This window comes from Pseudomonas antarctica (assembly GCF_900624995.1).
Classification (GTDB): Bacteria; Pseudomonadota; Gammaproteobacteria; order Pseudomonadales; family Pseudomonadaceae; genus Aquipseudomonas; species Aquipseudomonas antarctica.
The window spans coordinates 144,734-165,077 of record NZ_UYXQ01000001.1; the positions used below are offsets into that span (position 1 = coordinate 144,734).

The following is a 20,344-nucleotide window of genomic DNA, read 5'->3' on the forward strand; positions in this document are numbered from 1 at the left end:
CGCACCTTACAAGCGAGATTTCATAAGTGAAATCAATGCATTACGAGGGAAAAAGCACAAAGCGCGAGCGCCGGTGGCATTTGCGCACCACGAACTCTCTGCCGAAAAAGCCGTCATACCCTTCAGTTTGAGCCCGCCGGTCAGCCACATTCAGGCCAGCTTTGCCCCCTTCAGATGGAGTTTCCCCTCGCGATGAGTACCGCAGCCCGAGTAGCCCCGACATTCCCCGACAGCATCTTTCGCGCCTACGACATTCGTGGCGTGGTGCCCAAGACCCTGACCGCCGAAACCGCTTACTGGATCGGCCGTGCCATCGGCGCCCAGAGCCTGGCCCAAGGCGAGCCTAACGTCTCGGTTGGCCGTGATGGCCGCTTGTCCGGCCCGGAGCTGGTAGAACAGCTGATCCAGGGCCTGGCCGACAGTGGCTGCCACGTAAGCGACGTCGGTCTGGTGCCGACGCCTGCGCTGTACTACGCAGCCAACGTACTGGCCGGCAAATCCGGGGTGATGCTCACCGGCAGCCATAACCCATCGGACTACAATGGCTTCAAGATCGTCATCGCCGGTGACACCCTCGCCAACGAACAGATCCAGGCCCTGCATGACCGCCTGAAGAACAATGACTTGACCAGCGGCACCGGCAGTATCACCAAGGTCGACATTCTTCAGCGCTACTCCGACGAAATCACCGGCGACGTCAAACTCGCGCGCCGCCTGAAAGTGGTAGTGGACTGCGGCAACAGCGCGGCCGGCGTGATCGCCCCGCAACTGCTCGAAGCCCTGAACTGCGAAGTGATCCCGTTGTTCTGCGACGTCGACGGCAACTTCCCTAACCACCACCCGGACCCGGGCAAGCCTGAAAACCTGGTGGACCTGATTGCCAAGGTCAAGGAGACCGGCGCCGACGTGGGCCTGGCTTTCGACGGTGACGGCGACCGTGTTGGCGTGGTGACAGACACTGGCGAGAACGTGTTCGCCGACCGCCTGCTGATGCTGTTTGCACGCGACGTGGTGGCACGCAACCCCAACGCCGAAATCATCTTCGACGTGAAATGCACTCGCCGCCTCACCCCGCTGATCAAGGAATACGGCGGTCGCCCACTCATGTGGAAGACCGGTCACTCGTTGATCAAAAAGAAAATGAAGGAAACCGGCGCGCTGTTGGCCGGCGAAATGAGCGGCCACGTGTTCTTCAAAGAGCGCTGGTTCGGGTTTGACGACGGCATTTACAGCGCCGCCCGTCTACTGGAGATCCTCAGCAAGGAAAAATCCACGGCGCAGGAGCTGTTTCAGACCTTCCCGAATGATATTTCTACGCCAGAGATCAATATCCATGTGACCGAGGAGAGCAAATTCAGCATCATTGACGCACTGCACGATGCGCAATGGGGCGAAGGCGCCAACCTGACCACCATTGATGGTGTGCGAGTCGATTACGCCAAAGGCTGGGGCCTGGTTCGCGCGTCCAACACCACACCGGTGCTGGTCCTGCGTTTCGAGGCGGATACCGAGGCTGAGTTGCAGCGCATCAAGGACGTGTTCCACGCCCAGTTGAAACGTGTTGCCCCTGATCTCCAATTACCGTTCTGATTTTTTACCGGAGCCCTGAATGACCCTCGAACGCGAAGCCGCTGCCAATACTGCCAAGGTCCTGTCCGAAGCGTTGCCTTACCTTCGACGCTACGTCGGCAAGACGTTGGTGATCAAGTACGGCGGCAATGCCATGGAAAGCGACGAGCTGAAAACCGGCTTTGCCCGCGACATCGTGTTGATGAAAGCCGTCGGGATCAACCCGGTGGTGGTGCACGGTGGCGGCCCGCAAATCGGCGACCTGCTCAAGCGCTTGTCGATCGAGAGTCACTTCATCGATGGCATGCGCGTCACTGACGCGCAGACCATGGACGTGGTGGAGATGGTCCTCGGCGGCCAGGTCAACAAAGACATCGTCAACCTGATCAACCGTCATGGCGGCAGCGCCATCGGCCTGACCGGCAAGGACGCGGAGCTAATCCGCGCGAAAAAACTGACCGTTACCCGTCAGACGCCGGAGATGACCCAGCCGGAAATCATCGACATCGGCCAGGTAGGCGAAGTGATCGGCATCAACACCGACCTGCTGAACTTGCTGGTTAAAGGCGACTTCATCCCGGTGATCGCGCCTATCGGCGTGGGTGCCAACGGTGAGTCCTACAACATCAACGCCGACCTGGTAGCCGGTAAGGTGGCCGAGGCGCTGAAGGCTGAAAAGCTGATGCTGCTGACCAATATCGCCGGCCTGATGGACAAGGAAGGCAAGGTATTGACCGGCCTGACTACCCAGCAAGTGGACGAGTTGATCGCTGACGGCACCATCTACGGCGGCATGCTGCCAAAGATCCGTTGCGCACTGGAAGCGGTGCAAGGCGGCGTCGGTAGCTCGCTGATCCTGGACGGCCGCGTGCCGAATGCGATCCTGCTGGAAATCTTCACCGATACCGGTGTGGGTACGCTGATCAGCAATCGCAAGCGCCCTTAATCGGCAGAAAATAAAAAGGCCCCGCTCAATCAAATTGAGCGGGGCCTTTTTTGTGGGAGCTGGCTTGCATGGGCCGCCGTCTCAGACGCCGAACTGCTCGCGGTACGCCTTGACCGCCGGCAAATGCTGCTTGAGCTGCGGGTCATCTTCCAGGAACTGCAACACCTGGTTCAACGACACGATGCTCACCACCGGAATGGCGAAATCACGCTCCACTTCCTGGATTGCCGACAACTCACCGTTGCCGCGCTCCTGGCGGTTCAGGGCGATCAGCACGCCGGCTGCCTTGGCGCCGTCCTGGGACGCGATGATCTGCATCACTTCACGAATCGCAGTGCCGGCGGTGATTACGGCGTCGATGATCAGCACGTCGCCTTTAAGCGCAGCACCGACCAGGCTACCGCCTTCGCCATGCGCCTTAGCCTCTTTGCGGTTGAAGCACCACGGCAAATCCAGCCCATGATGTTCGGCCAACGCCACGGCAGTCGCGGCCGCCAGCGGGATGCCCTTGTAGGCTGGGCCGAACAGTACGTCGAAGGAAATACCGCTTTCAACAATGGCTGCCGCGTAGAAACGACCCAACTGAGCCAGGGCCGAACCCGAGTTGAACAAGCCTGCATTGAAGAAGTACGGGCTGGTACGCCCAGACTTCAGAGTGAACTCACCGAAGCGTAAAACGCCGCGATCGATGGCAAAACGAATGAAATCGCGTTGATACGCCTGCATGAAAAAAGCCTCAGATACCACGGATTTAGCTAATTAGGTAGACGGCGTGTATCATACACGCACGCGATTTTTGGGGCCATTTATGCGGATCATCAGTGTGAACGTCAATGGTATTCAGGCTGCAGTCGAGCGTGGTTTGCTCAGTTGGCTGCAAGCACAGAATGCCGACGTCATCTGCCTGCAGGACACCCGCGCCTCCGCCTTTGAACTGGACGACCCAGCCTTCCAACTGGATGGCTACTTCCTTTATGCCTGCGATGCCGAAGTGCCCACCCAAGGTGGCGTGGCTTTGTACTCGCGGTTGCAACCCAAGGCGGTCATCAGCGGCCTCGGCTTCGAGACAGCCGACCGCTACGGGCGCTACCTGCAAGCCGATTTCGACAAGGTCAGCATCGCGACCTTGCTGCTCCCTTCGGGGCAGAACGGCGATGAAGACTTGAACCAGAAGTTCAAGCTAATGGACGATTTCGCCCGTTATCTGGATAAACAGCGGCGTAAACGTCGCGAGTACATTTACTGTGGCTCGCTGTACGTGGCGCAACAAAAGCTGGATATCAAGAACTGGCGCGACAGCCAGCAATCCCCGGGCTTCCTGGCGCCGGAACGGGCCTGGATGGACGAGATTGTCGGCAACATGGGTTATGTCGATGCCCTGCGCGAAGTCAGCCGCGAAGGCGACCAGTACAGCTGGTGGCCGGACAACGAACAGGCTGAGATGCTCAACCTGGGCTGGCGTTTCGACTACCAGCTGCTGACCCCCGGCCTGCGCCGGTTTGTTCGCAGCGCACGCCTGCCGCGTCAGCCACGCTTCTCGCAGCACGCGCCGCTGATCGTGGACTACGACTGGACACTGACCATCTAAGGTCTTTTTCCAGGCACAAAAAAACCGACATCGCTGTCGGTTTTTTTGTGGGTGCTCATTATTTGATCAGCCGCCAGGTAAAGGGATAGCGATAGGCGATCCCTTTGTTGGCCTTGATCGAACCAATGATCGTCAGCACTACGGTCGCAATTGCCAAGGCAGCCATCAGGAAGAAACCAATCACCGCAAAGGCGAGCACGATGCAAACCAGCCAGGCAATGGCCACGGTGATCTGGAAGTTCAAGGCTTCCTTGCCCTGATCATCAATGAACGGGTCCACTTCCTTCTTCATCTGCCACAGAATCAGCGGCCCGACGACACTGCCGAAGGGGAACACAAACCCCAGAAATGCCGCGAGGTGACACAACATTGCGCCCTGGCGCACTTCGTAGGAAGGCGTGGGCACGGGAAGTTGACTGTCATTCATGGCGTTTCTCCTTGAGGCCGATTCAGTCAGCCAGAGCGGCGTTCTGCAGTTCGAAGATTTCGGTCATGCCTTTCTGGGCCAGGGCCAGCATGGCATTCAGGTCGGCCGGCTGGAATGGCGCGCCTTCGGCGGTGCCCTGCACTTCGATGAAACCACCGGTGCTGGTCATTACCACGTTCAGGTCGGTCTCGGCAGCCGAGTCTTCCAGGTAGTCCAGGTCCAGCACAGGCTCGCCCTGGTACATGCCGACCGACACCGCAGCAATCATCTGCTTGAGCGGGTCGCCAGCCTTGAGGCCGCCACGCTTCTTGATCACTTTCAGCGCATCAACAAGGGCCACCATGGCACCGGTGATGGAGGCAGTGCGGGTGCCGCCGTCGGCCTGGATCACGTCGCAATCGACGTACAGGGTCACGTCGCCCAGCTTGGACATGTCCAGGGCTGCGCGCAGCGAACGACCGATCAGGCGCTGGATTTCCAGGGTACGCCCGCCTTGCTTGCCACGGCTGGCTTCACGCTGGTTACGCTCGCCAGTGGCGCGCGGCAGCATGCCGTACTCGGCGGTCAACCAACCCTGGCCCTGGCCCTTGAGGAAACGCGGCACACCGTTTTCGACGCTAACGGTGCAGATCACCTTGGTATCGCCAAACTCGACCAGTACAGATCCCTCGGCGTGTTTGGTGTAGTTGCGGGTGATGCGGATCGAGCGGAGCTGATCGGCAGCGCGACCACTTGGACGTTTCATAGGGGATACCTGTACGGAGGACGAAAAACTGCCGAGCATTATAGAGCCGCGAATCGTTTCGGGGCACTTCTAAAAAATTCGGTTACGAATGGCTAGCCTAGCGCCCATTGTTTGGGCGCGCTCGCCCCACTGCGCTACAATCCTGCGCCTTCGTAGCCTGTCGGCTTCAATTTACTCATCAGCCCGTCTTTGCGGGACTGCATCGCGAGGTACCTCCATGGTGCACAGCATGACCGCCTTCGCCCGCGTCGAAAAAGCCGGCGCCCAAGGCACCCTGAGCTGGGAACTGCGCTCGGTCAACAGCCGTTACCTGGAGCCGCACCTGCGCCTGCCGGAATCTTTCCGTGACCTCGAAGGCGCCGTCCGTGAAGCGCTGCGCCAGGGTATCTCCCGCGGCAAGCTGGAATGCACCCTGCGCTTTACCGAAGAAACCACCGGCAAACCGCTGCAGGTCGACCGCGACCGCGCTGCGCAATTGGTCGCCGCCGCAGAAACCATCGCTGGCCTGATCAAGCAGCCCGCCGCGCTGAACCCGTTGGAAGTGCTGGCCTGGCCCGGTGTACTGGTAGCCGACGCCACCGACCCGCAAGCCCTCAACGCCGAAGCCCTCGCCCTGTTCACCCAGGGTTTGAAGGAGCTCAAGGCCGGCCGCGAGCGTGAAGGCGCCGAACTGGCACGCCTGATCAGCGATCGCCTGACCTCGATCGAAGCCGACGTAGTCACCCTGCGCGAGCTGGTGCCGCAGATGCTCGCCACCCAGCGCCAGAAGGTTCTGGACCGTTTCACCGACATGAAGGCCGACCTCGACCCGACGCGCCTTGAGCAGGAAATGGTCCTGCTGGCGCAGAAGAGTGACGTGGCCGAAGAGCTCGACCGCCTTTGCACCCACATCCTCGAAGTGCGCCGCGTGCTCAAGTCCGCAGGCGCCGCCGGTCGGCGCCTGGACTTCCTGATGCAGGAACTCAACCGCGAAGCCAATACACTCGGCTCCAAGGCGTTTGACCCGCGCAGCACTACCGCTGCGGTCAACCTCAAAGTGTTGATCGAGCAGATGCGCGAACAAGTACAGAATATTGAGTAAGGCAACTTCCATGACCCACAGCACCGGCACCCTTTACATCATTTCCGCCCCTTCGGGCGCGGGCAAGAGCAGCCTGGTCAAGGCCCTGACCGACGCTGACGAGCAGATCCGCATCTCGGTCTCGCACACCACCCGCGCCATGCGCCCGGGCGAGGTGAACGGCGTGCACTATCACTTCGTCGAGCGTACCGAGTTCGTGAAGATGATCGAACACGGCGACTTCCTCGAGCGCGCCGAAGTGTTCGGTAACCTCTACGGCACGTCGCAAAGCCATCTGCAGCAGACCCTGGACGAAGGCCACGACCTGATTCTGGAAATCGACTGGCAAGGCGCCGAGCAAGTGCGTCAGTTGATGCCCAAGGCGCGCTCGATCTTCATCCTGCCGCCGTCGCTCGAGGCCTTGCATCAGCGTCTGACCAACCGTGGCCAGGACAGCGACGAGATCATCGAAGGCCGCATGCGTGAAGCCGTCAGCGAAATGAGCCACTACGTCGACTACGACTACCTGATCATCAATGACGATTTTGCCCATGCCCTGGATGATTTGAAGGCGATTTTCCGCACCAATCAGCTCCAGCAAAAGCGTCAGCAGCAACGTTTCGGCAAATTATTGGCTGAACTGCTCGGCTGATTGGCTCTTCCCAAAACGGCTACAAGGGCTTTACATTGGCACTTGTAGCGGTTTTGCGAGGGCGCGGGAAAAATCAGCGCTTCCCTAAACGCTGGTGATTTTTTAAACTGTTTAGTCCGCTCGCCCAACCGGGCAGCGCGCATCTTGCATTCGCTCCGAGGAATACCATGGCCCGCGTAACCGTTGAAGACTGCCTAGAACACGTGGATAACCGCTTTGAGCTGGTCATGCTCTCTACCAAGCGTGCCCGTCAACTGGCCACTGGCGGCAAAGAGCCCCTGGTCCAGTGGGAAAACGACAAGCCTACCGTAGTCGCCCTGCGCGAAATCGCTGAAGGCCTGATGAGCTACGAGTTCATCGCCAACGCCGAAATCGTTGAAGACGAACCGCTGTTTGCAGCGTTCGAGGACGAGTCCAACGAGGCCGTCTAAGCCTATGCCTGGTCGACGTAGCACGGCGCAGGGTCACAGCCTTCGGCAGGAGTTAACACTTTGCCGAGCATAGACGCCCTCGCCGATCGCTTATCGACCTACCTCGGCCCAGACCAGGTCAACCTGGTCCGCCGAGCGTATTTCTACGCCGAACAAGCCCACGACGGTCAACGCCGCCGCAGTGGCGAGGCGTATGTCACGCATCCTCTTGCAGTGGCAAATATTCTCGCCGACATGCACATGGACCATCAGAGCCTGATGGCTGCGATGCTGCATGACGTGATCGAAGACACCGGCATCGCCAAGGAAGCGCTCAGTGCGCAATTTGGCGAAACCGTGGCCGAACTGGTCGACGGGGTCAGCAAGCTGACCCAGATGAACTTCGAGACCAAGGCCGAAGCCCAGGCGGAAAACTTCCAGAAGATGGCCATGGCCATGGCCCGAGACATTCGGGTGATCCTAGTCAAGCTGGCCGACCGGCTGCACAACATGCGCACGCTGGAAGTGCTGTCCGGCGAAAAACGCCGGCGTATTGCCAAGGAAACGCTGGAAATCTACGCGCCCATCGCCAACCGGCTGGGCATGCATGCCATTCGTATCGAGTTCGAAGACCTCGGTTTCAAGGCCATGCACCCAATGCGCTCGGCGCGCATCTACCAGGCGGTCAAACGCGCCCGGGGCAACCGCAAGGAAATCGTCAACAAAATCGAAGAGTCGCTGAGCCATTGCCTGGCGATCGACGAAATCGAGGGCGAGGTCAGCGGCCGGCAGAAACACATCTACGGCATCTACAAGAAGATGCGCGGCAAGCGCCGGGCGTTCAACGAGATCATGGACGTGTACGCGTTCCGGATCATCGTCGACAAGGTCGACACCTGCTACCGCGTGCTGGGCGCTGTACATAATTTGTACAAACCCCTGCCGGGGCGCTTCAAGGACTACATCGCTATTCCCAAGGCCAACGGCTATCAGTCGCTGCATACCACGTTGTTCGGTATGCACGGGGTGCCGATCGAGATCCAGATCCGCACGCGGGAAATGGAAGAAATGGCCAACAACGGCATCGCCGCCCATTGGCTGTACAAATCCAGCGGCGACGAGCAGCCAAAAGGCACCCATGCCCGCGCCCGCCAGTGGGTCAAGGGCGTGCTGGAAATGCAGCAACGTGCCGGCAACTCCCTGGAATTTATCGAAAGCGTGAAGATCGACCTGTTTCCGGACGAGGTCTACGTATTCACGCCCAAAGGCCGAATCATGGAGCTGCCCAAAGGCTCCACAGCGGTCGACTTTGCTTACGCAGTGCATACCGACGTTGGCAACAGCTGCATCGCCTGCCGGATCAACCGTCGTCTCGCGCCGCTGTCCGAACCGTTGCAAAGCGGCTCCACGGTCGAGATCGTCAGCGCCCCCGGCGCGCGGCCAAACCCGGCCTGGCTCAATTTCGTGGTCACCGGCAAGGCACGCACACACATCCGCCATGCCCTCAAACTGCAACGCCGCTCTGAGTCCATCAGCCTCGGCGAACGCCTGTTGAACAAGGTACTCAATGGTTTCGACAGCGCCCTGGAGAAGATCCCGGCCGAGCGCGTACAAGCGATGCTCCACGAGTATCGCCAGGAAACCATCGAAGACCTGCTCGAAGATATCGGCCTGGGCAACCGCATGGCCTATGTGGTGGCCCGCCGCCTGCTCGGCGAAGGCGAACAGCTGCCAAGCCCCGAAGGCCCGCTGGCGATTCGCGGCACCGAGGGCCTGGTGCTCAGCTACGCCAAGTGCTGCACGCCGATCCCGGGCGACCCGATTGTCGGCCACCTGTCCGCAGGCAAAGGCATGGTCGTGCACCTAGACAACTGCCGCAATATCACTGAAATCCGTCACAACCCCGAGAAATGTATCCAGCTCTCATGGGCCAAGGACGTGACCGGCGAATTCAACGTCGAGCTGCGCGTTGAGCTGGAACACCAGCGCGGCCTGATCGCCCTGCTGGCCAGCAGCGTCAACGCGGCCGACGGCAATATCGAGAAAATCAGCATGGATGAGCGCGATGGCCGCATCAGCGTGGTCCAGTTGGTCGTCAGCGTGCACGACCGCGTGCACCTGGCCCGCGTGATCAAGAAGCTGCGCGCCCTGACCGGGGTGATTCGTATCACCCGCATGCGCGCGTAGCGCTTCAAATAGTCATCATCTCTTACAAGGAGTCACACATGACCAAGACTGTTATCACCAGCGACAAGGCCCCCGCCGCCATCGGTACTTACTCCCAGGCGATCAAGGCGGGCAATACCGTCTACATGTCCGGCCAGATCCCACTGGACCCAAAGACCATGGAACTGGTTGAAGGCTTTGAAGCACAAACCGTCCAGGTCTTCGAAAACCTCAAGTCGGTTGCCGAAGCCGCAGGCGGCTCGTTCAAGGACATCGTCAAGCTGAACATTTTCCTCACCGACCTGAGCCACTTCGCCAAGGTCAACGAGATCATGGGCAAGTACTTCGAACAGCCGTACCCAGCCCGTGCCGCTATCGGCGTTGCCGCCCTGCCAAAGGGCGCACAGGTTGAGATGGACGCGATTCTGGTCATCGAGTAAAACACCCGGCGCAGCCTCCACAGGCTGCGCCGACTTCGTTTCAGAAGGATTTCGTAATGCGCAAAGCGCTTGTAGGCTTATCAACGCTCGCCCTGTTGCTCGGCGGCTGCGCCAGCAACCCCGCCGACCTGGATGTGAGCGGCACTTGGATCAACCAGGCCGCCATCAACGCGGCAGCCAAGGGCGGCCCTTTGCGTGAAGCGCTGCAAACCTATGGCCCGAACCTTGAGTGGGAGGTCAACACCAAGGCTTCGCAGGCGCGCTACTACAACGGTTTTGAAGTCGCCGAAGGCAAGTTGCTCAGCGGAAAACCCGGCGCCTGGAGCGTCGACTTCTACGGCAGCTCCGCCACCGAACTCAAGCGTCAAGGCAAACAACTGCTGCAAGTTGCCAACGACAATGAGCCTGAGCAACTGTTTGCCCGCGCCAAAGACCCAGCTCCAGAAGGTGCGCCACTGGGCGCCAACTTCGAGCGCACGCTTTATGCAGCCTACATGGGCGGCGACTGGAAGATCACCGACGGCACCGGTGACGGCGCCACAGTACAGTTCCAGGCTGACGGCAAAGTCGCCGGTTTGCCAGGCGTCGACCGGTACTCGCTGTGCTTGGCGGGTGACTGTGCCTCGATGAGCGGTGGCTACGACAGTATCTGGCTGCAGCTGAATGGCCAAGGCAACCCGTGGATCTTCGCCCGCAAAGGCAAGCAACTGGAAATCTTCCAGGCAGTGAACACCGCGCAAACGGACGAAGTACCTTCGTTTACGCCGGGGCCACGCCAGTGGCTGCTGGAAAAGAAATAACCGCATGACGCAGACCTAAAGGTGGGAGCTGGCTTGCCTGCGATGACGGTGTCACATCCAACACGGATGTGACGGATACACCGCTATCGCAGGCAAGCCAGCTCCCACATTTTTTACCGCGTCTATCCCTTTAGGATCGCCGCATACCCTTCGCGATAGGTCGGATACGTCGGCACCCAACCCAATGCTTTCGCTCGGGCATTGCTGCATTGCTTGCTGCCCGCCCGGCGCACACTGGCGTCGTCGGCCCATTCGGTCACGCCCAAGTATTCGCGCAACCAACCCACCACTTCCGCCAATGGCGCAGGCGCATCGTCTACGCCGATGTAGAGCTTATCCAGCGAGCCGCCCTGCTCAACACGCCGTAGCAAAAAGGCGAGCAAGCCTGCAGCGTCATCCGCATGAATCCGGTTGCCATATAAAGGTGGATCAACCGCCACACGATAGCCTTGGCGCACCTGGGTCAACAGCCATTCGCGGCCGGGGCCATAGATTCCGGTCAACCGCACGATGCTCGCCGGAATGCCGCTGTTGAGGGCCACTTGCTCGGCTTCCAGCATGACCTGGCCGGAATAGCCCTTTGCCTGGGTATCGGACGTTTCATCGACCCACTCACCATGCTGCTGGCCGTACACACTGCTGCTGGATACGAACAGCAAGTGCTTGGGTTCCTGGCCGTAATCGTTCAACCACTCCAACACATGCTGCAACCCTTGCACGTAAGCCGCGCGATAGCCGGCCTCATCGTGGTCGGTGGCAGCGGCGCAATACACCAGGTAATCCACCCCGCCAATCGGCCAGGTGTCAGGGCACTCCTTTTTGAACAGGTCGCCGGCGATGCCGATCACACCGTCGGGCAGGCGTGAAATGTCCCGCCGCAACCCGTGAACCTCCCATTCCGAGGCCAGTAATTGGCTAGCCAGCCGGCTACCCACATCGCCGCAACCGGCAATTACAACAGAAGGCGCAGACATCATAAAACTCCGTTCTCAAAGGTCTAGATTAGCCTTCGCAGAGGACGAGCGGCCAGGAAAAGGACAAATAAAGTAACTGTATTACTTCTGTTAACAAGAATTACTTGCAATAATAACCTACCATTTGTCCTCGACCCATCAGGGTCTGGCAGGACGATCACTCATTTTTTTCTCTTAGGTCCGGCCAGCATGACACGTAATACAAAACCCGCTTCGCCAACCAAGCTTCACAGCCCATCCCGCGCCTGGCGTGCGATTGCTGCGCTGCTGTTCAGCGTAATGCTGGCACCGACCGCCGCACTCGCTGACAACACCGCACCGTCTGCCGCTCCAGCCAACACGGCGCAAGCGCCAGCGGCCCCCGTCGAGCAGATGCCTGTACCAAAAAATGCGGATGGCACTGTCGACATGTCCAAGCTGCCACCGGAAGTCCGGGACGCGGTCGACGGCATCAACGCGCTGGGCGAAGAAGCGCAAGCCGAGCAGGACAACAGCCTGGGTATGGCACACGACCTGTCGCCATGGGGCATGTATCAAAATGCTGACGTGGTGGTGAAAGCCGTGATGATCGGCCTGGCTATCGCCTCGATCATCACCTGGACCATATGGATCGCCAAAGGCTTCGAGCTGCTGGGCGCCAAACGTCGTCTGCGCACTGAAATCGTCCACCTGAAAAAAGCCACCACCCTCAAGGAAGCCAGCGACACCGCGACCAAGAAGGGCACCCTGGCCAACCTGCTGGTACACGACGCGCTGGAAGAAATGCGCCTGTCGGTCAACACCCGCGAAAAAGAAGGCATCAAGGAACGCGTCAGCTTCCGCCTCGAGCGCCTGGTTGCGGCCTGTGGCCGCAACATGAGCAGCGGCACCGGCGTGCTGGCCACCATCGGCTCGACTGCGCCGTTCGTCGGCCTGTTCGGCACCGTGTGGGGCATCATGAACAGCTTCATCGGCATCGCCAAAACCCAGACCACCAACCTCGCCGTCGTTGCCCCTGGCATCGCCGAAGCCCTGCTGGCAACCGCCTTGGGCCTGGTTGCTGCGATTCCTGCGGTGGTGATCTACAACGTCTTCGCCCGTTCGATTGCCGGCTACAAGGCCCAGGTGTCGGACGCGTCGGCAGAAGTCCTGCTGCTGGTCAGCCGCGACCTCGATCACCTGCCTACCGAGCGCAGCTCGCAACCGCACATGGTGAAAGTGGGGTAATCGGCCATGGGCCTGCATTTGAATCAAGGTGACGACGACCTCGTCGAGAACCACGAAATAAACGTCACGCCATTTATCGACGTGATGTTGGTGCTGCTGATCATCTTCATGGTGGCGGCACCGCTGGCAACCGTGGACATCAAGGTCGACCTGCCCGCGTCCAGCGCCAAGCCGGCGCCACGGCCAGAGAAACCGATCTTCCTCAGCGTCAAGGCGGACCAACGCCTGTTTCTGGGCGAAGAAGAAGTCAAAGCTGAAACCCTGGGGCCGGTGCTCGATGCCAAGACCCAAGGCAAGAAGGACACGACGATCTTCTTCCAGGCCGACAAAGGCGTGGACTACGGTGACCTGATGAGCGTGATGGATGCCCTGCGGGCAGCCGGCTACCTCAAGGTCGGCCTGGTCGGACTTGAGACGGCAGCCAAGAAATGATCACGACGCGCCACAAACTGACGCGTTATGGCACCAGCCTCGCCGTCGTGCTGGGCGTGCATGCCGTCGCGATCATCATCGCGCTTAAATGGTCCGCGCCACATCAGGTGACGTTGCCTCCAGCGGCCATGGTCATCGACCTGGCGCCGATGCCGGCACCGCCGCCGCCCGCGCCGCCAAAGGTGGTTACGCCACCGCAGCCGCCTACTCCGGTCGAAGAGCTGCCCCTGCCGAAACTGGCCGAGGCGCCCAAACCGACGATCCAGGTACCCAAGCCGGTCAAGCCCAAGCCCAAACCTCAGCCGCCCAAGCCTGTGGAGAAGAAACCCGAGCCGCCCAAGGAAAAACCTTCCGAGGACCCACCGAGCGAAACTCCAAAGACTAACGCCCCGGCTGAAAAATCCGCCCAGCCCGTGCCCGGCCCATCGCCAGCACAGGTCGCGGCCAAGGCTTCCTGGGAAGGTGCACTGCTGGCGCACTTGCAGAAGTACAAGAAGTACCCACCAGGCGCACAGCAGCGCGGCAAGGAAGGGCTGAACCGTCTGCGCTTTGTGGTCGATGCCGAAGGCAATGTGCTGTCCTATGAGCTGGTGGGCCGCTCCGGCAACGCCGACCTGGACCGCGCAACCCTGGACATGATTCGTCGTGCCCAGCCATTGCCCAAGCCACCGGCCGACATGTTGAAAAGCGGCAGCGTCGAGATCGTCGCGCCGTTCGTTTACAACATCGAAAAGCGTCGTCGCTAAAAATGCAGGGGTGAGGGTAATCCTCACCCCTTCTGCAAAATCTCCCGCACTCCCCGCTCAATCCCCACCAAAGTTCTGATAACGTGCGTCTATCGATTGCAGCCGGTATGCTTGGCTCGCAACCTCATGGACGCCCGCTATGACTCTTACAGAATTACGCTACATCGTGACCCTCGCCCAAGAGCAGCACTTCGGCCACGCGGCCGAGCGTTGCCATGTCAGCCAGCCGACGCTGTCGGTGGGTGTGAAAAAGCTTGAAGACGAACTCGGTGTGCTGATTTTCGAGCGCAGCAAGAGTGCCGTGCGCCTCACTCCGGTGGGCGAAGGCATTGTCGCCCAGGCCCAGAAGGTGCTGGAACAAGCCCAAAGCATTCGCGAGCTGGCCCAGGCCGGCAAGAACCAGCTGGCCGCACCGCTGAAAGTCGGCGCCATCTACACCGTCGGCCCGTACTTGTTCCCGCATCTGATCCCGCAACTGCACCGCGTCGCGCCGCAGATGCCGCTGTATATCGAAGAAAACTTCACCCACGTACTGCGCGACAAACTGCGCAACGGTGAGTTGGACGCGATCATCATTGCCCTGCCGTTCAACGAGGCGGACGTACTGACCCTGCCGCTCTACGACGAGCCGTTCTACGTGTTGATGCCGGCCTCCCACCCGTGGACGCAAAAAGACACCATCGACGCCGGCCTGCTCAACGACAAAAGCCTGCTGCTGCTCGGCGAAGGCCACTGCTTCCGTGACCAGGTATTGGAAGCCTGCCCGACCCTGACCAAGGGCAACGACGGCGCCAAGCACACCACCGTGGAATCCAGCTCCCTGGAAACCATTCGCCACATGGTCGCTTCCGGCCTGGGCATTTCGATCCTGCCGCTGTCGGCGGTGGACAGCCATCACTACGCCCCCGGCGTGATCGAAGTGCGCCCACTCACGCCGCCAGTACCGTTCCGTACCGTGGCGATCGCCTGGCGTGCCAGCTTCCCACGCCCGAAAGCGATTGAAATCCTCGCCGACTCGATCCGTTTGTGCTCGGTGGCCAAGCCGCCTGCTGCGAGCTAAGTAACTGTATGACTGAGCTGTCGCAGGTGTCAGTGACGGCACTCAAGGGTGTCGGTGAAGCCATGGCCGAGAAGCTGGCCAAGGTCGGCCTGGAGAACCTTCAGGACGTACTTTTTCACCTGCCCCTGCGTTATCAGGACCGCACACGTGTCGTGCCCATCGGCCATTTGCGCCCTGGGCAGGACGCTGTGGTCGAAGGCACCGTCAGCGGTGCCGACGTGGTGATGGGCAAGCGCCGCAGTTTGGTCGTGCGCCTGCAGGATGGCACCGGCGGCCTGAGCCTGCGCTTCTACCATTTCAGCAACGCGCAAAAGGACGGCCTCAAGCGTGGCACCCGCGTACGTTGCTACGGTGAGGCACGGCCTGGCGCCTCTGGCCTGGAAATCTACCACCCGGAATACCGCGCCATTACCGGCGACGAGCCGCCGCCGGTGGATACCACCCTCACACCGATCTACCCGCTGACCGAAGGCCTGACCCAGCAGCGCCTGCGCCAGCTGTGCATGCAGACCCTGGCCATGCTCGGCCCGAAAAGCCTGCCCGACTGGCTGCCGGTGGAACTGGCCCGCGATTACCAATTGGCACCGCTGGACGATGCAATCCGCTATCTGCATCACCCGCCCGCCGACGCCGATGTCGACGAGCTCGCCTTGGGTCATCACTGGGCGCAGCATCGCCTGGCCTTCGAAGAACTGCTGACGCACCAATTGTCTCAGCAGCGCCTGCGCGAAAGCATGCGTTCCCTGCGCGCGCCAGCAATGCCAAAGGCCACGCGTCTGCCTGCGCAATACCTGGCCAACCTGGGCTTCGCGCCGACCGGTGCCCAGCAACGGGTCGGTCATGAAATTGCCTACGACCTCAGCCAGCAAGAACCGATGCTGCGCCTGATTCAAGGTGACGTGGGCGCCGGCAAGACCGTGGTCGCCGCCCTCGCCGCCTTGCAAGCGCTGGAAGCCGGTTACCAAGTGGCACTGATGGCGCCCACCGAGATTCTCGCCGAACAGCACTTCATCACGTTCAAGCGCTGGCTCGAACCCTTGGGCCTGGAAGTCGCTTGGCTGGCCGGCAAGCTCAAGGGCAAGGTTCGTGCGGCGGCGCTGGAACAGATCGCCAATGGCGCGCCGATGGTGGTGGGCACCCACGCGCTGTTCCAGGACGAAGTGCAGTTCAAGAACCTCGCCCTGGTGATCATCGACGAACAACACCGCTTCGGCGTGCAACAGCGCCTGGCCTTGCGCCAGAAAGGCGTGGGTGGGCGCATGAACCCGCACCAATTGATCATGACCGCCACGCCAATCCCACGCACCCTGGCGATGAGCGCCTACGCCGACCTCGACACCTCGATCCTCGATGAACTGCCGCCCGGCCGTACCCCGGTCAACACCGTGCTGGTCACCGACACCCGGCGCGTGGAAGTGATCGAACGCGTGCGCGGTGCCTGCGCCGAAGGTCGTCAGGCGTACTGGGTGTGCACGCTGATTGAAGAGTCAGAAGAGCTGACCTGCCAAGCCGCCGAGACCAGCTTTGAAGACCTCACCAGTGCCTTGGGCGAGCTCAAGGTCGGGCTGATCCATGGCCGCATGAAGCCGGCGGAAAAAGCCGCCGTCATGGCCGAATTCAAAGCCGGCAACCTGCAACTGCTGGTGGCCACCACGGTGATTGAAGTGGGCGTAGACGTGCCCAACGCCAGCCTGATGATCATCGAAAACCCCGAGCGCCTGGGCCTCGCCCAATTGCACCAATTGCGTGGCCGCGTCGGCCGGGGCAGCGCCGCCAGCCATTGCGTGCTGCTCTACCATCCGCCGCTGTCACAGATCGGTCGCCAGCGCCTGGGCATCATGCGCGAAACCAACGATGGTTTCGTCATCGCCGAAAAAGACCTCGAGCTGCGCGGCCCCGGTGAAATGCTCGGCACCCGCCAGACCGGCCTGCTGCAATTCAAGGTCGCCGACCTGATGCGTGACGCCGACCTGCTGCCCGCCGTGCGTGATGCAGCGCAGGCGCTGCTTGAGCGCTGGCCGGATCACGTCAGCCCGTTGCTCGATCGCTGGCTACGGCATGGGCAGCAATACGGCCAAGTGTGACGCCTGACTCACTTATCCAACCAACACGTGTAACAAGCTGGTTATACTTCGGTGACTGTACGAAATTGGATCAGGCCATGTCAGAAGTAGCCCTCGCCACAGCCCCACTGACCGCCCCGCCGGTCATTCGGGCTCTGCTCGCAAAGCTTGCAATCCCTTACACGGAGGTTGTCGAACAACCTGGCCTGAATCCTGCACGAAAGATCCAGGCAGTGTTGCTGGAAGATGCCGTCGGCGCGCTCATGGTGTTGTTCCCGCAAAGCCAGTTGCTCGACCTCAACCGTCTCGCCGAACTGACCGGCCGCCGCCTCATCGCCGTGTCGCCGGACCGCATCGAGCGCATGTTGGCCAAGCATGACCTGAGCCTGCTCCCCGGCCTGCCAGCACTGACCAGCTCGCCTTGCCTGTACGAAGGCAGCCTGCTCAGCGAGCCGAGCCTGCTGGTGCATTCAGGCGAAGCCGGGCTGCTGCTGGAAATCGCCAGCGCCGACTTCAAGACCATGCTCACCAAGGCCAGCGCCGGGCAGTTCGGCGAGCCGTTGAGCAACATCCGCCCCAACCTCGACCGCCCCAATGATGACCGCGAGGAAATCACCCAGGCGATGCAGGCATTCACTGCCCGCCGCATCCAGCAGCGCCTGGAAGCCACCATCGAAATTCCACCGCTGGCCGACACCGCGCAGAAGATCATCAAGCTGCGCGTCGACCCCAACGCGACGATCGATGACATCACTGGCGTGGTAGAAACCGACCCAGCGCTGGCGGCCCAGGTTGTCAGCTGGGCCGCATCGCCCTACTACGCCTCGCCAGGCAAAATTCGTTCAGTGGAAGACGCCATCGTGCGTGTGCTTGGGTTTGATCTGGTGATCAACCTGGCGCTGGGCCTGGCTTTGGGCAAGACCCTGAGCCTGCCCAAAGACCATCCGCACCAGGCCACGCCGTACTGGCACCAGTCGATCTACACCGCCGCCGTGATCGAAGGCCTGACCCGCGCCATGCCGCGCGCTCAGCGCCCGGAAGCCGGCCTGACCTACCTGGCCGGCTTGCTGCACAACTTCGGTTATCTGCTGCTCGCCCATGTGTTCCCACCGCACTTCTCGCTGATCTGCCGTCACCTGGAAGTCAACCCGCACCTGTGCCACAGCTATATCGAGCAACACTTGCTGGGCATCAGCCGCGAGCAAATCGGTGCCTGGCTGATGCGCTACTGGGACATGCCGGACGAACTGTCCACTGCCCTGCGCTTCCAGCACGACCCGACTTACGATGGGCAATATGCCGAGTACCCGAACCTGGTGTGCCTGGCGGTACGCTTGTTGCGCAGCCGTGGCATCGGCTCCGGGCCGGATGAAGCGATTCCGGACGCGCTGCTTGAGCGTCTGGGCTTGAGCCGTGAGAAGGCTGAAGAAGTGGTCGGCAAGGTGTTGGATGCTGAGGTGCTGCTGCGTGAGCTAGCGTCGCAGTTCAGTCAGGGATAACAGTCTGCTGTGGTGAGCGAGCTTGCCCCGCTCGCCACAGAGACAGGTGTCAGCCCTTCTTCTTTTTCTTCGGCTTCAAATACTTGGTCAGCCCCTGGAACCAGATCACCAGCGCCGGGTTGCCTTTGATCTGGATCGACTTGTCCTGAATCCCCGTCATGAACGCCAATTGCTTGTTCTTCGCCTGCATCGTGGCGAAGCCGTAGGCGGCATCTTTGAAGGCGATAGCAAACGCAGGTTCCGGGTGAACACCTGAGCGACTGGTGATGCGCTGGTCTTTGACGATGAAGTGACGGGCAACGTTGCCGTCGAGGGTCTGCAACTGGAACGCCAGGTCTTTGTCACCCAGCTGTTGCTGGAAAGCAGGGTTGGTGCGGCTGGCTTTGCCCATCATCAGGCCAAGCACCCACAGCAGAAGACGAAATTTCATGCACACGGCCTCGGTATCATTATTAAGTGGCCGAAGCAGTGTAACGATTTGCCTAAAGAACGCTACCGATCTCGCGCTTTAACGGGAGATCGGCTGGCGTTTAACGCTTATAGCAGCATCTTGCTTAAACGTTAGGGCAAGGCACCGGCGCCCAGTCGGCCAGGTTTGGATCGCGGCAGGTGCCTTCGATCTGCGCTTTACCAGCGCTGGCGACCTGCTTGCTTTCAGCTTGCTTGGCCTGAACGGTCCGGATGCTCTTCTCGGTGGTCACCGCTTCTTTCGGCACGGTTGGCAGCGAAGCCTTCTTCGCTGGTTTTACGGGCTTTTTGCCTTTGGCCGGCACCACCGGCGGCGTGGTGTCGGCGGTTGCTACCGTCACCACGTCGTTGCGCTGCACGCCCACTTGTTGCAGGTCTTTCTCGTAAGCCTGGGTGTAGTTGTTCAGGTCTTCGCTGGCTTTGCCGTTGACCGCAACGATCAGGTCATTGGATTCCTTCAAGCCGGCTACGATTTCCGCCAGGCGCTTGCGGCCTTCGGTGTCATTGACGGTCTTGGCTTTGCGGTCGGCGACCAGCTTGGTGAACGCGCCCTGGTAGCACTGCTGGGACGCTTTGGCGTACGCGGTGCTACGGTCGATGTCGGACGCGCTTTTGTTAAAGTCCGCGGAGTACGACGCGATGCGCTGGTTGTCATCGCTGATCTGCTTTTGACGCTCGGTGTAATAACCCGCCGCGCCACCCGCCAGGGCCCCGCCCGCGGCACCGATGGCGGCGTTACGGCCGCGCTTGTCGGAATCGCCGGTCAGCGCGCCCAACAGTGCACCGCCGGCAGCGCCGAGGGCAGCGCCGGTGACGACCGACTTGGTCATGTCCGAATCCGTCGCGCGCAGGTGCTGCACCGGCTCGTAGCAGTTCGGGTAGTACTCGACCTTGGTACTCGACGCGACCTTGGAGGACGGCGACGTGGCGCAACCGGTCAATACGGTGCTGAAACCGGCCGCGATCAGCAGCAGGTGACGCTTGGAAACCGCCTTACGGGAAAAAAGCATAGGTGTGTTCTCTTTTAAGTTTGACTTGCCCAGCACGGCCCATCGCCGCCTGAGTCCCTTCCAAGCTCGCCATACAACCAGCG

The 20,344-nt window shown here is 60.7% G+C and carries 20 protein-coding genes and 1 pseudogene; 15 read left to right on the plus strand and 6 right to left on the minus strand.

Going from position 1 to position 20,344, the window contains the following annotated elements:
• Nucleotides 1-186 precede the first annotated feature (186 nt).
• Together E0F99_RS00720 and argB are read left to right on the plus strand one after the other, a co-directional pair.
• A pseudogene (locus E0F99_RS00720) lies at nucleotides 187-1,590 on the plus strand (phosphomannomutase/phosphoglucomutase); the annotation flags it as partial.
• A gap of 19 nt (nucleotides 1,591-1,609) precedes the next feature.
• Complete coding sequence (gene argB, locus E0F99_RS00725; protein ID WP_083356115.1) at nucleotides 1,610-2,515, plus strand: acetylglutamate kinase; 906 nt, start codon at nucleotides 1,610-1,612, stop codon at nucleotides 2,513-2,515.
• Nucleotides 2,516-2,596: 81 nt separating this feature from the next.
• Here argB and pyrE read toward each other — a convergent pair whose 3' ends face one another.
• Nucleotides 2,597-3,241 carry an orotate phosphoribosyltransferase gene (pyrE, locus tag E0F99_RS00730; protein ID WP_130908679.1) on the minus strand — a complete coding sequence of 215 codons (645 nt, stop codon included), beginning with the start codon at nucleotides 3,239-3,241 and terminating at the stop codon, nucleotides 2,597-2,599.
• An 82-nt stretch (nucleotides 3,242-3,323) separates the two neighbouring features.
• Here pyrE and E0F99_RS00735 point away from each other — a divergent pair, with 82 nt between their 5' ends.
• Nucleotides 3,324-4,103 carry an exodeoxyribonuclease III gene (locus tag E0F99_RS00735; protein WP_003195493.1) on the plus strand — a complete coding sequence of 260 codons (780 nt, stop codon included), beginning with the start codon at nucleotides 3,324-3,326 and terminating at the stop codon, nucleotides 4,101-4,103.
• Nucleotides 4,104-4,161: 58 nt separating this feature from the next.
• Here the strand turns inward: E0F99_RS00735 and E0F99_RS00740 are convergent, their stop codons facing one another.
• Both E0F99_RS00740 and rph read right to left on the minus strand, forming a co-directional pair.
• Nucleotides 4,162-4,530, minus strand: a complete 369-nt coding sequence (locus E0F99_RS00740) for a DUF4870 domain-containing protein (protein ID WP_083356113.1) — start codon at nucleotides 4,528-4,530, stop codon at nucleotides 4,162-4,164.
• Nucleotides 4,531-4,552: 22 nt separating this feature from the next.
• A complete protein-coding gene (rph, locus tag E0F99_RS00745) occupies nucleotides 4,553-5,275 on the minus strand; it encodes a ribonuclease PH (RefSeq protein WP_010207511.1) in 723 nt (240 codons plus the stop codon).
• A 217-nt stretch (nucleotides 5,276-5,492) separates the two neighbouring features.
• Between rph and E0F99_RS00750 the strand changes: the two genes are divergently transcribed.
• The 6 genes from E0F99_RS00750 to E0F99_RS00775 all read left to right on the plus strand — a co-directional run bounded on the left by E0F99_RS00750 (nucleotide 5,493) and on the right by E0F99_RS00775 (nucleotide 10,803).
• Entirely contained in the window at nucleotides 5,493-6,356 is an 864-nt protein-coding gene (locus E0F99_RS00750) for a YicC/YloC family endoribonuclease (protein ID WP_083356112.1), read from the plus strand.
• A 10-nt stretch (nucleotides 6,357-6,366) separates the two neighbouring features.
• On the plus strand, nucleotides 6,367-6,987 hold the full coding sequence (gene gmk, locus E0F99_RS00755) for a guanylate kinase (protein WP_010168203.1): 621 nt from the start codon (nucleotides 6,367-6,369) through the stop codon (nucleotides 6,985-6,987).
• Nucleotides 6,988-7,154: 167 nt separating this feature from the next.
• Nucleotides 7,155-7,418: a DNA-directed RNA polymerase subunit omega gene (gene rpoZ / locus E0F99_RS00760; protein ID WP_003176920.1), complete on the plus strand. Its 264-nt coding sequence runs from the start codon at nucleotides 7,155-7,157 to the stop codon at nucleotides 7,416-7,418.
• Between the two features lie 60 nt (nucleotides 7,419-7,478).
• Complete coding sequence (gene spoT / locus E0F99_RS00765; RefSeq protein WP_083356111.1) at nucleotides 7,479-9,584, plus strand: bifunctional GTP diphosphokinase/guanosine-3',5'-bis pyrophosphate 3'-pyrophosphohydrolase; 2,106 nt, start codon at nucleotides 7,479-7,481, stop codon at nucleotides 9,582-9,584.
• A gap of 38 nt (nucleotides 9,585-9,622) precedes the next feature.
• Nucleotides 9,623-10,003, plus strand: coding sequence for a RidA family protein (locus E0F99_RS00770; RefSeq protein WP_003176922.1), 381 nt, complete (start codon nucleotides 9,623-9,625; stop codon nucleotides 10,001-10,003).
• A 56-nt stretch (nucleotides 10,004-10,059) separates the two neighbouring features.
• Nucleotides 10,060-10,803, plus strand: a complete 744-nt coding sequence (locus E0F99_RS00775; protein ID WP_083356110.1) for a hypothetical protein — start codon at nucleotides 10,060-10,062, stop codon at nucleotides 10,801-10,803.
• A 122-nt stretch (nucleotides 10,804-10,925) separates the two neighbouring features.
• Here E0F99_RS00775 and E0F99_RS00780 read toward each other — a convergent pair whose 3' ends face one another.
• Nucleotides 10,926-11,777: an SDR family oxidoreductase gene (locus tag E0F99_RS00780; RefSeq protein WP_083356109.1), complete on the minus strand. Its 852-nt coding sequence runs from the start codon at nucleotides 11,775-11,777 to the stop codon at nucleotides 10,926-10,928.
• 189 nt (nucleotides 11,778-11,966) lie between these two features.
• Here E0F99_RS00780 and exbB point away from each other — a divergent pair, with 189 nt between their 5' ends.
• From exbB to E0F99_RS00810, 6 genes are all read left to right on the plus strand, one after another.
• Nucleotides 11,967-12,983 carry a tonB-system energizer ExbB gene (gene exbB / locus E0F99_RS00785; RefSeq protein WP_083356108.1) on the plus strand — a complete coding sequence of 339 codons (1,017 nt, stop codon included), beginning with the start codon at nucleotides 11,967-11,969 and terminating at the stop codon, nucleotides 12,981-12,983.
• 6 nt (nucleotides 12,984-12,989) lie between these two features.
• Nucleotides 12,990-13,415, plus strand: a complete 426-nt coding sequence (exbD, locus tag E0F99_RS00790) for a TonB system transport protein ExbD (RefSeq protein WP_083356107.1) — start codon at nucleotides 12,990-12,992, stop codon at nucleotides 13,413-13,415.
• Complete coding sequence (locus E0F99_RS00795) at nucleotides 13,412-14,161, plus strand: energy transducer TonB family protein (RefSeq protein WP_083356106.1); 750 nt, start codon at nucleotides 13,412-13,414, stop codon at nucleotides 14,159-14,161. Before exbD ends, E0F99_RS00795 begins: the two co-directional genes overlap by 4 nt.
• A 139-nt stretch (nucleotides 14,162-14,300) precedes the next feature.
• A complete protein-coding gene (locus tag E0F99_RS00800; RefSeq protein WP_130908680.1) occupies nucleotides 14,301-15,221 on the plus strand; it encodes a hydrogen peroxide-inducible genes activator in 921 nt (306 codons plus the stop codon).
• Nucleotides 15,222-15,229: 8 nt separating this feature from the next.
• Nucleotides 15,230-17,305 (plus strand): ATP-dependent DNA helicase RecG, encoded by a 2,076-nt coding sequence (recG, locus tag E0F99_RS00805; protein WP_083356105.1) that lies wholly within the window; start codon nucleotides 15,230-15,232, stop codon nucleotides 17,303-17,305.
• 77 nt (nucleotides 17,306-17,382) lie between these two features.
• Nucleotides 17,383-18,783 carry an aminoacyl-tRNA deacylase and HDOD domain-containing protein gene (locus E0F99_RS00810; RefSeq protein WP_083356104.1) on the plus strand — a complete coding sequence of 467 codons (1,401 nt, stop codon included), beginning with the start codon at nucleotides 17,383-17,385 and terminating at the stop codon, nucleotides 18,781-18,783.
• 49 nt (nucleotides 18,784-18,832) lie between these two features.
• Here E0F99_RS00810 and E0F99_RS00815 read toward each other — a convergent pair whose 3' ends face one another.
• Both E0F99_RS00815 and tagQ read right to left on the minus strand, forming a co-directional pair.
• Entirely contained in the window at nucleotides 18,833-19,213 is a 381-nt protein-coding gene (locus E0F99_RS00815; RefSeq protein ID WP_083356103.1) for a helicase, read from the minus strand.
• A 124-nt stretch (nucleotides 19,214-19,337) separates the two neighbouring features.
• Nucleotides 19,338-20,261: a type VI secretion system-associated lipoprotein TagQ gene (gene tagQ / locus E0F99_RS00820; RefSeq protein ID WP_083356102.1), complete on the minus strand. Its 924-nt coding sequence runs from the start codon at nucleotides 20,259-20,261 to the stop codon at nucleotides 19,338-19,340.
• Nucleotides 20,262-20,344 lie beyond the last annotated feature (83 nt).

What these genes read in the sequence shown, in the direction of transcription:
- argB (WP_083356115.1), top strand. Translation starts at nt 1,610, where the DNA reads ATGACCCTCGAACGCGAAGCCGCTGCCAATACTGCCAAGGTCCTGTCC.
- pyrE (WP_130908679.1), bottom strand. Translation starts at nt 3,241, where the DNA reads ATGCAGGCGTATCAACGCGATTTCATTCGTTTTGCCATCGATCGCGGC.
- E0F99_RS00735 (WP_003195493.1), top strand. Translation starts at nt 3,324, where the DNA reads ATGCGGATCATCAGTGTGAACGTCAATGGTATTCAGGCTGCAGTCGAG.
- E0F99_RS00740 (WP_083356113.1), bottom strand. Translation starts at nt 4,530, where the DNA reads ATGAATGACAGTCAACTTCCCGTGCCCACGCCTTCCTACGAAGTGCGC.
- rph (WP_010207511.1), bottom strand. Translation starts at nt 5,275, where the DNA reads ATGAAACGTCCAAGTGGTCGCGCTGCCGATCAGCTCCGCTCGATCCGC.
- E0F99_RS00750 (WP_083356112.1), top strand. Translation starts at nt 5,493, where the DNA reads ATGGTGCACAGCATGACCGCCTTCGCCCGCGTCGAAAAAGCCGGCGCC.
- gmk (WP_010168203.1), top strand. Translation starts at nt 6,367, where the DNA reads ATGACCCACAGCACCGGCACCCTTTACATCATTTCCGCCCCTTCGGGC.
- rpoZ (WP_003176920.1), top strand. Translation starts at nt 7,155, where the DNA reads ATGGCCCGCGTAACCGTTGAAGACTGCCTAGAACACGTGGATAACCGC.
- E0F99_RS00770 (WP_003176922.1), top strand. Translation starts at nt 9,623, where the DNA reads ATGACCAAGACTGTTATCACCAGCGACAAGGCCCCCGCCGCCATCGGT.
- E0F99_RS00775 (WP_083356110.1), top strand. Translation starts at nt 10,060, where the DNA reads ATGCGCAAAGCGCTTGTAGGCTTATCAACGCTCGCCCTGTTGCTCGGC.
- E0F99_RS00780 (WP_083356109.1), bottom strand. Translation starts at nt 11,777, where the DNA reads ATGTCTGCGCCTTCTGTTGTAATTGCCGGTTGCGGCGATGTGGGTAGC.
- exbB (WP_083356108.1), top strand. Translation starts at nt 11,967, where the DNA reads ATGACACGTAATACAAAACCCGCTTCGCCAACCAAGCTTCACAGCCCA.
- exbD (WP_083356107.1), top strand. Translation starts at nt 12,990, where the DNA reads ATGGGCCTGCATTTGAATCAAGGTGACGACGACCTCGTCGAGAACCAC.
- E0F99_RS00795 (WP_083356106.1), top strand. Translation starts at nt 13,412, where the DNA reads ATGATCACGACGCGCCACAAACTGACGCGTTATGGCACCAGCCTCGCC.
- E0F99_RS00800 (WP_130908680.1), top strand. Translation starts at nt 14,301, where the DNA reads ATGACTCTTACAGAATTACGCTACATCGTGACCCTCGCCCAAGAGCAG.
- recG (WP_083356105.1), top strand. Translation starts at nt 15,230, where the DNA reads ATGACTGAGCTGTCGCAGGTGTCAGTGACGGCACTCAAGGGTGTCGGT.
- E0F99_RS00810 (WP_083356104.1), top strand. Translation starts at nt 17,383, where the DNA reads ATGTCAGAAGTAGCCCTCGCCACAGCCCCACTGACCGCCCCGCCGGTC.
- E0F99_RS00815 (WP_083356103.1), bottom strand. Translation starts at nt 19,213, where the DNA reads ATGAAATTTCGTCTTCTGCTGTGGGTGCTTGGCCTGATGATGGGCAAA.
- tagQ (WP_083356102.1), bottom strand. Translation starts at nt 20,261, where the DNA reads ATGCTTTTTTCCCGTAAGGCGGTTTCCAAGCGTCACCTGCTGCTGATC.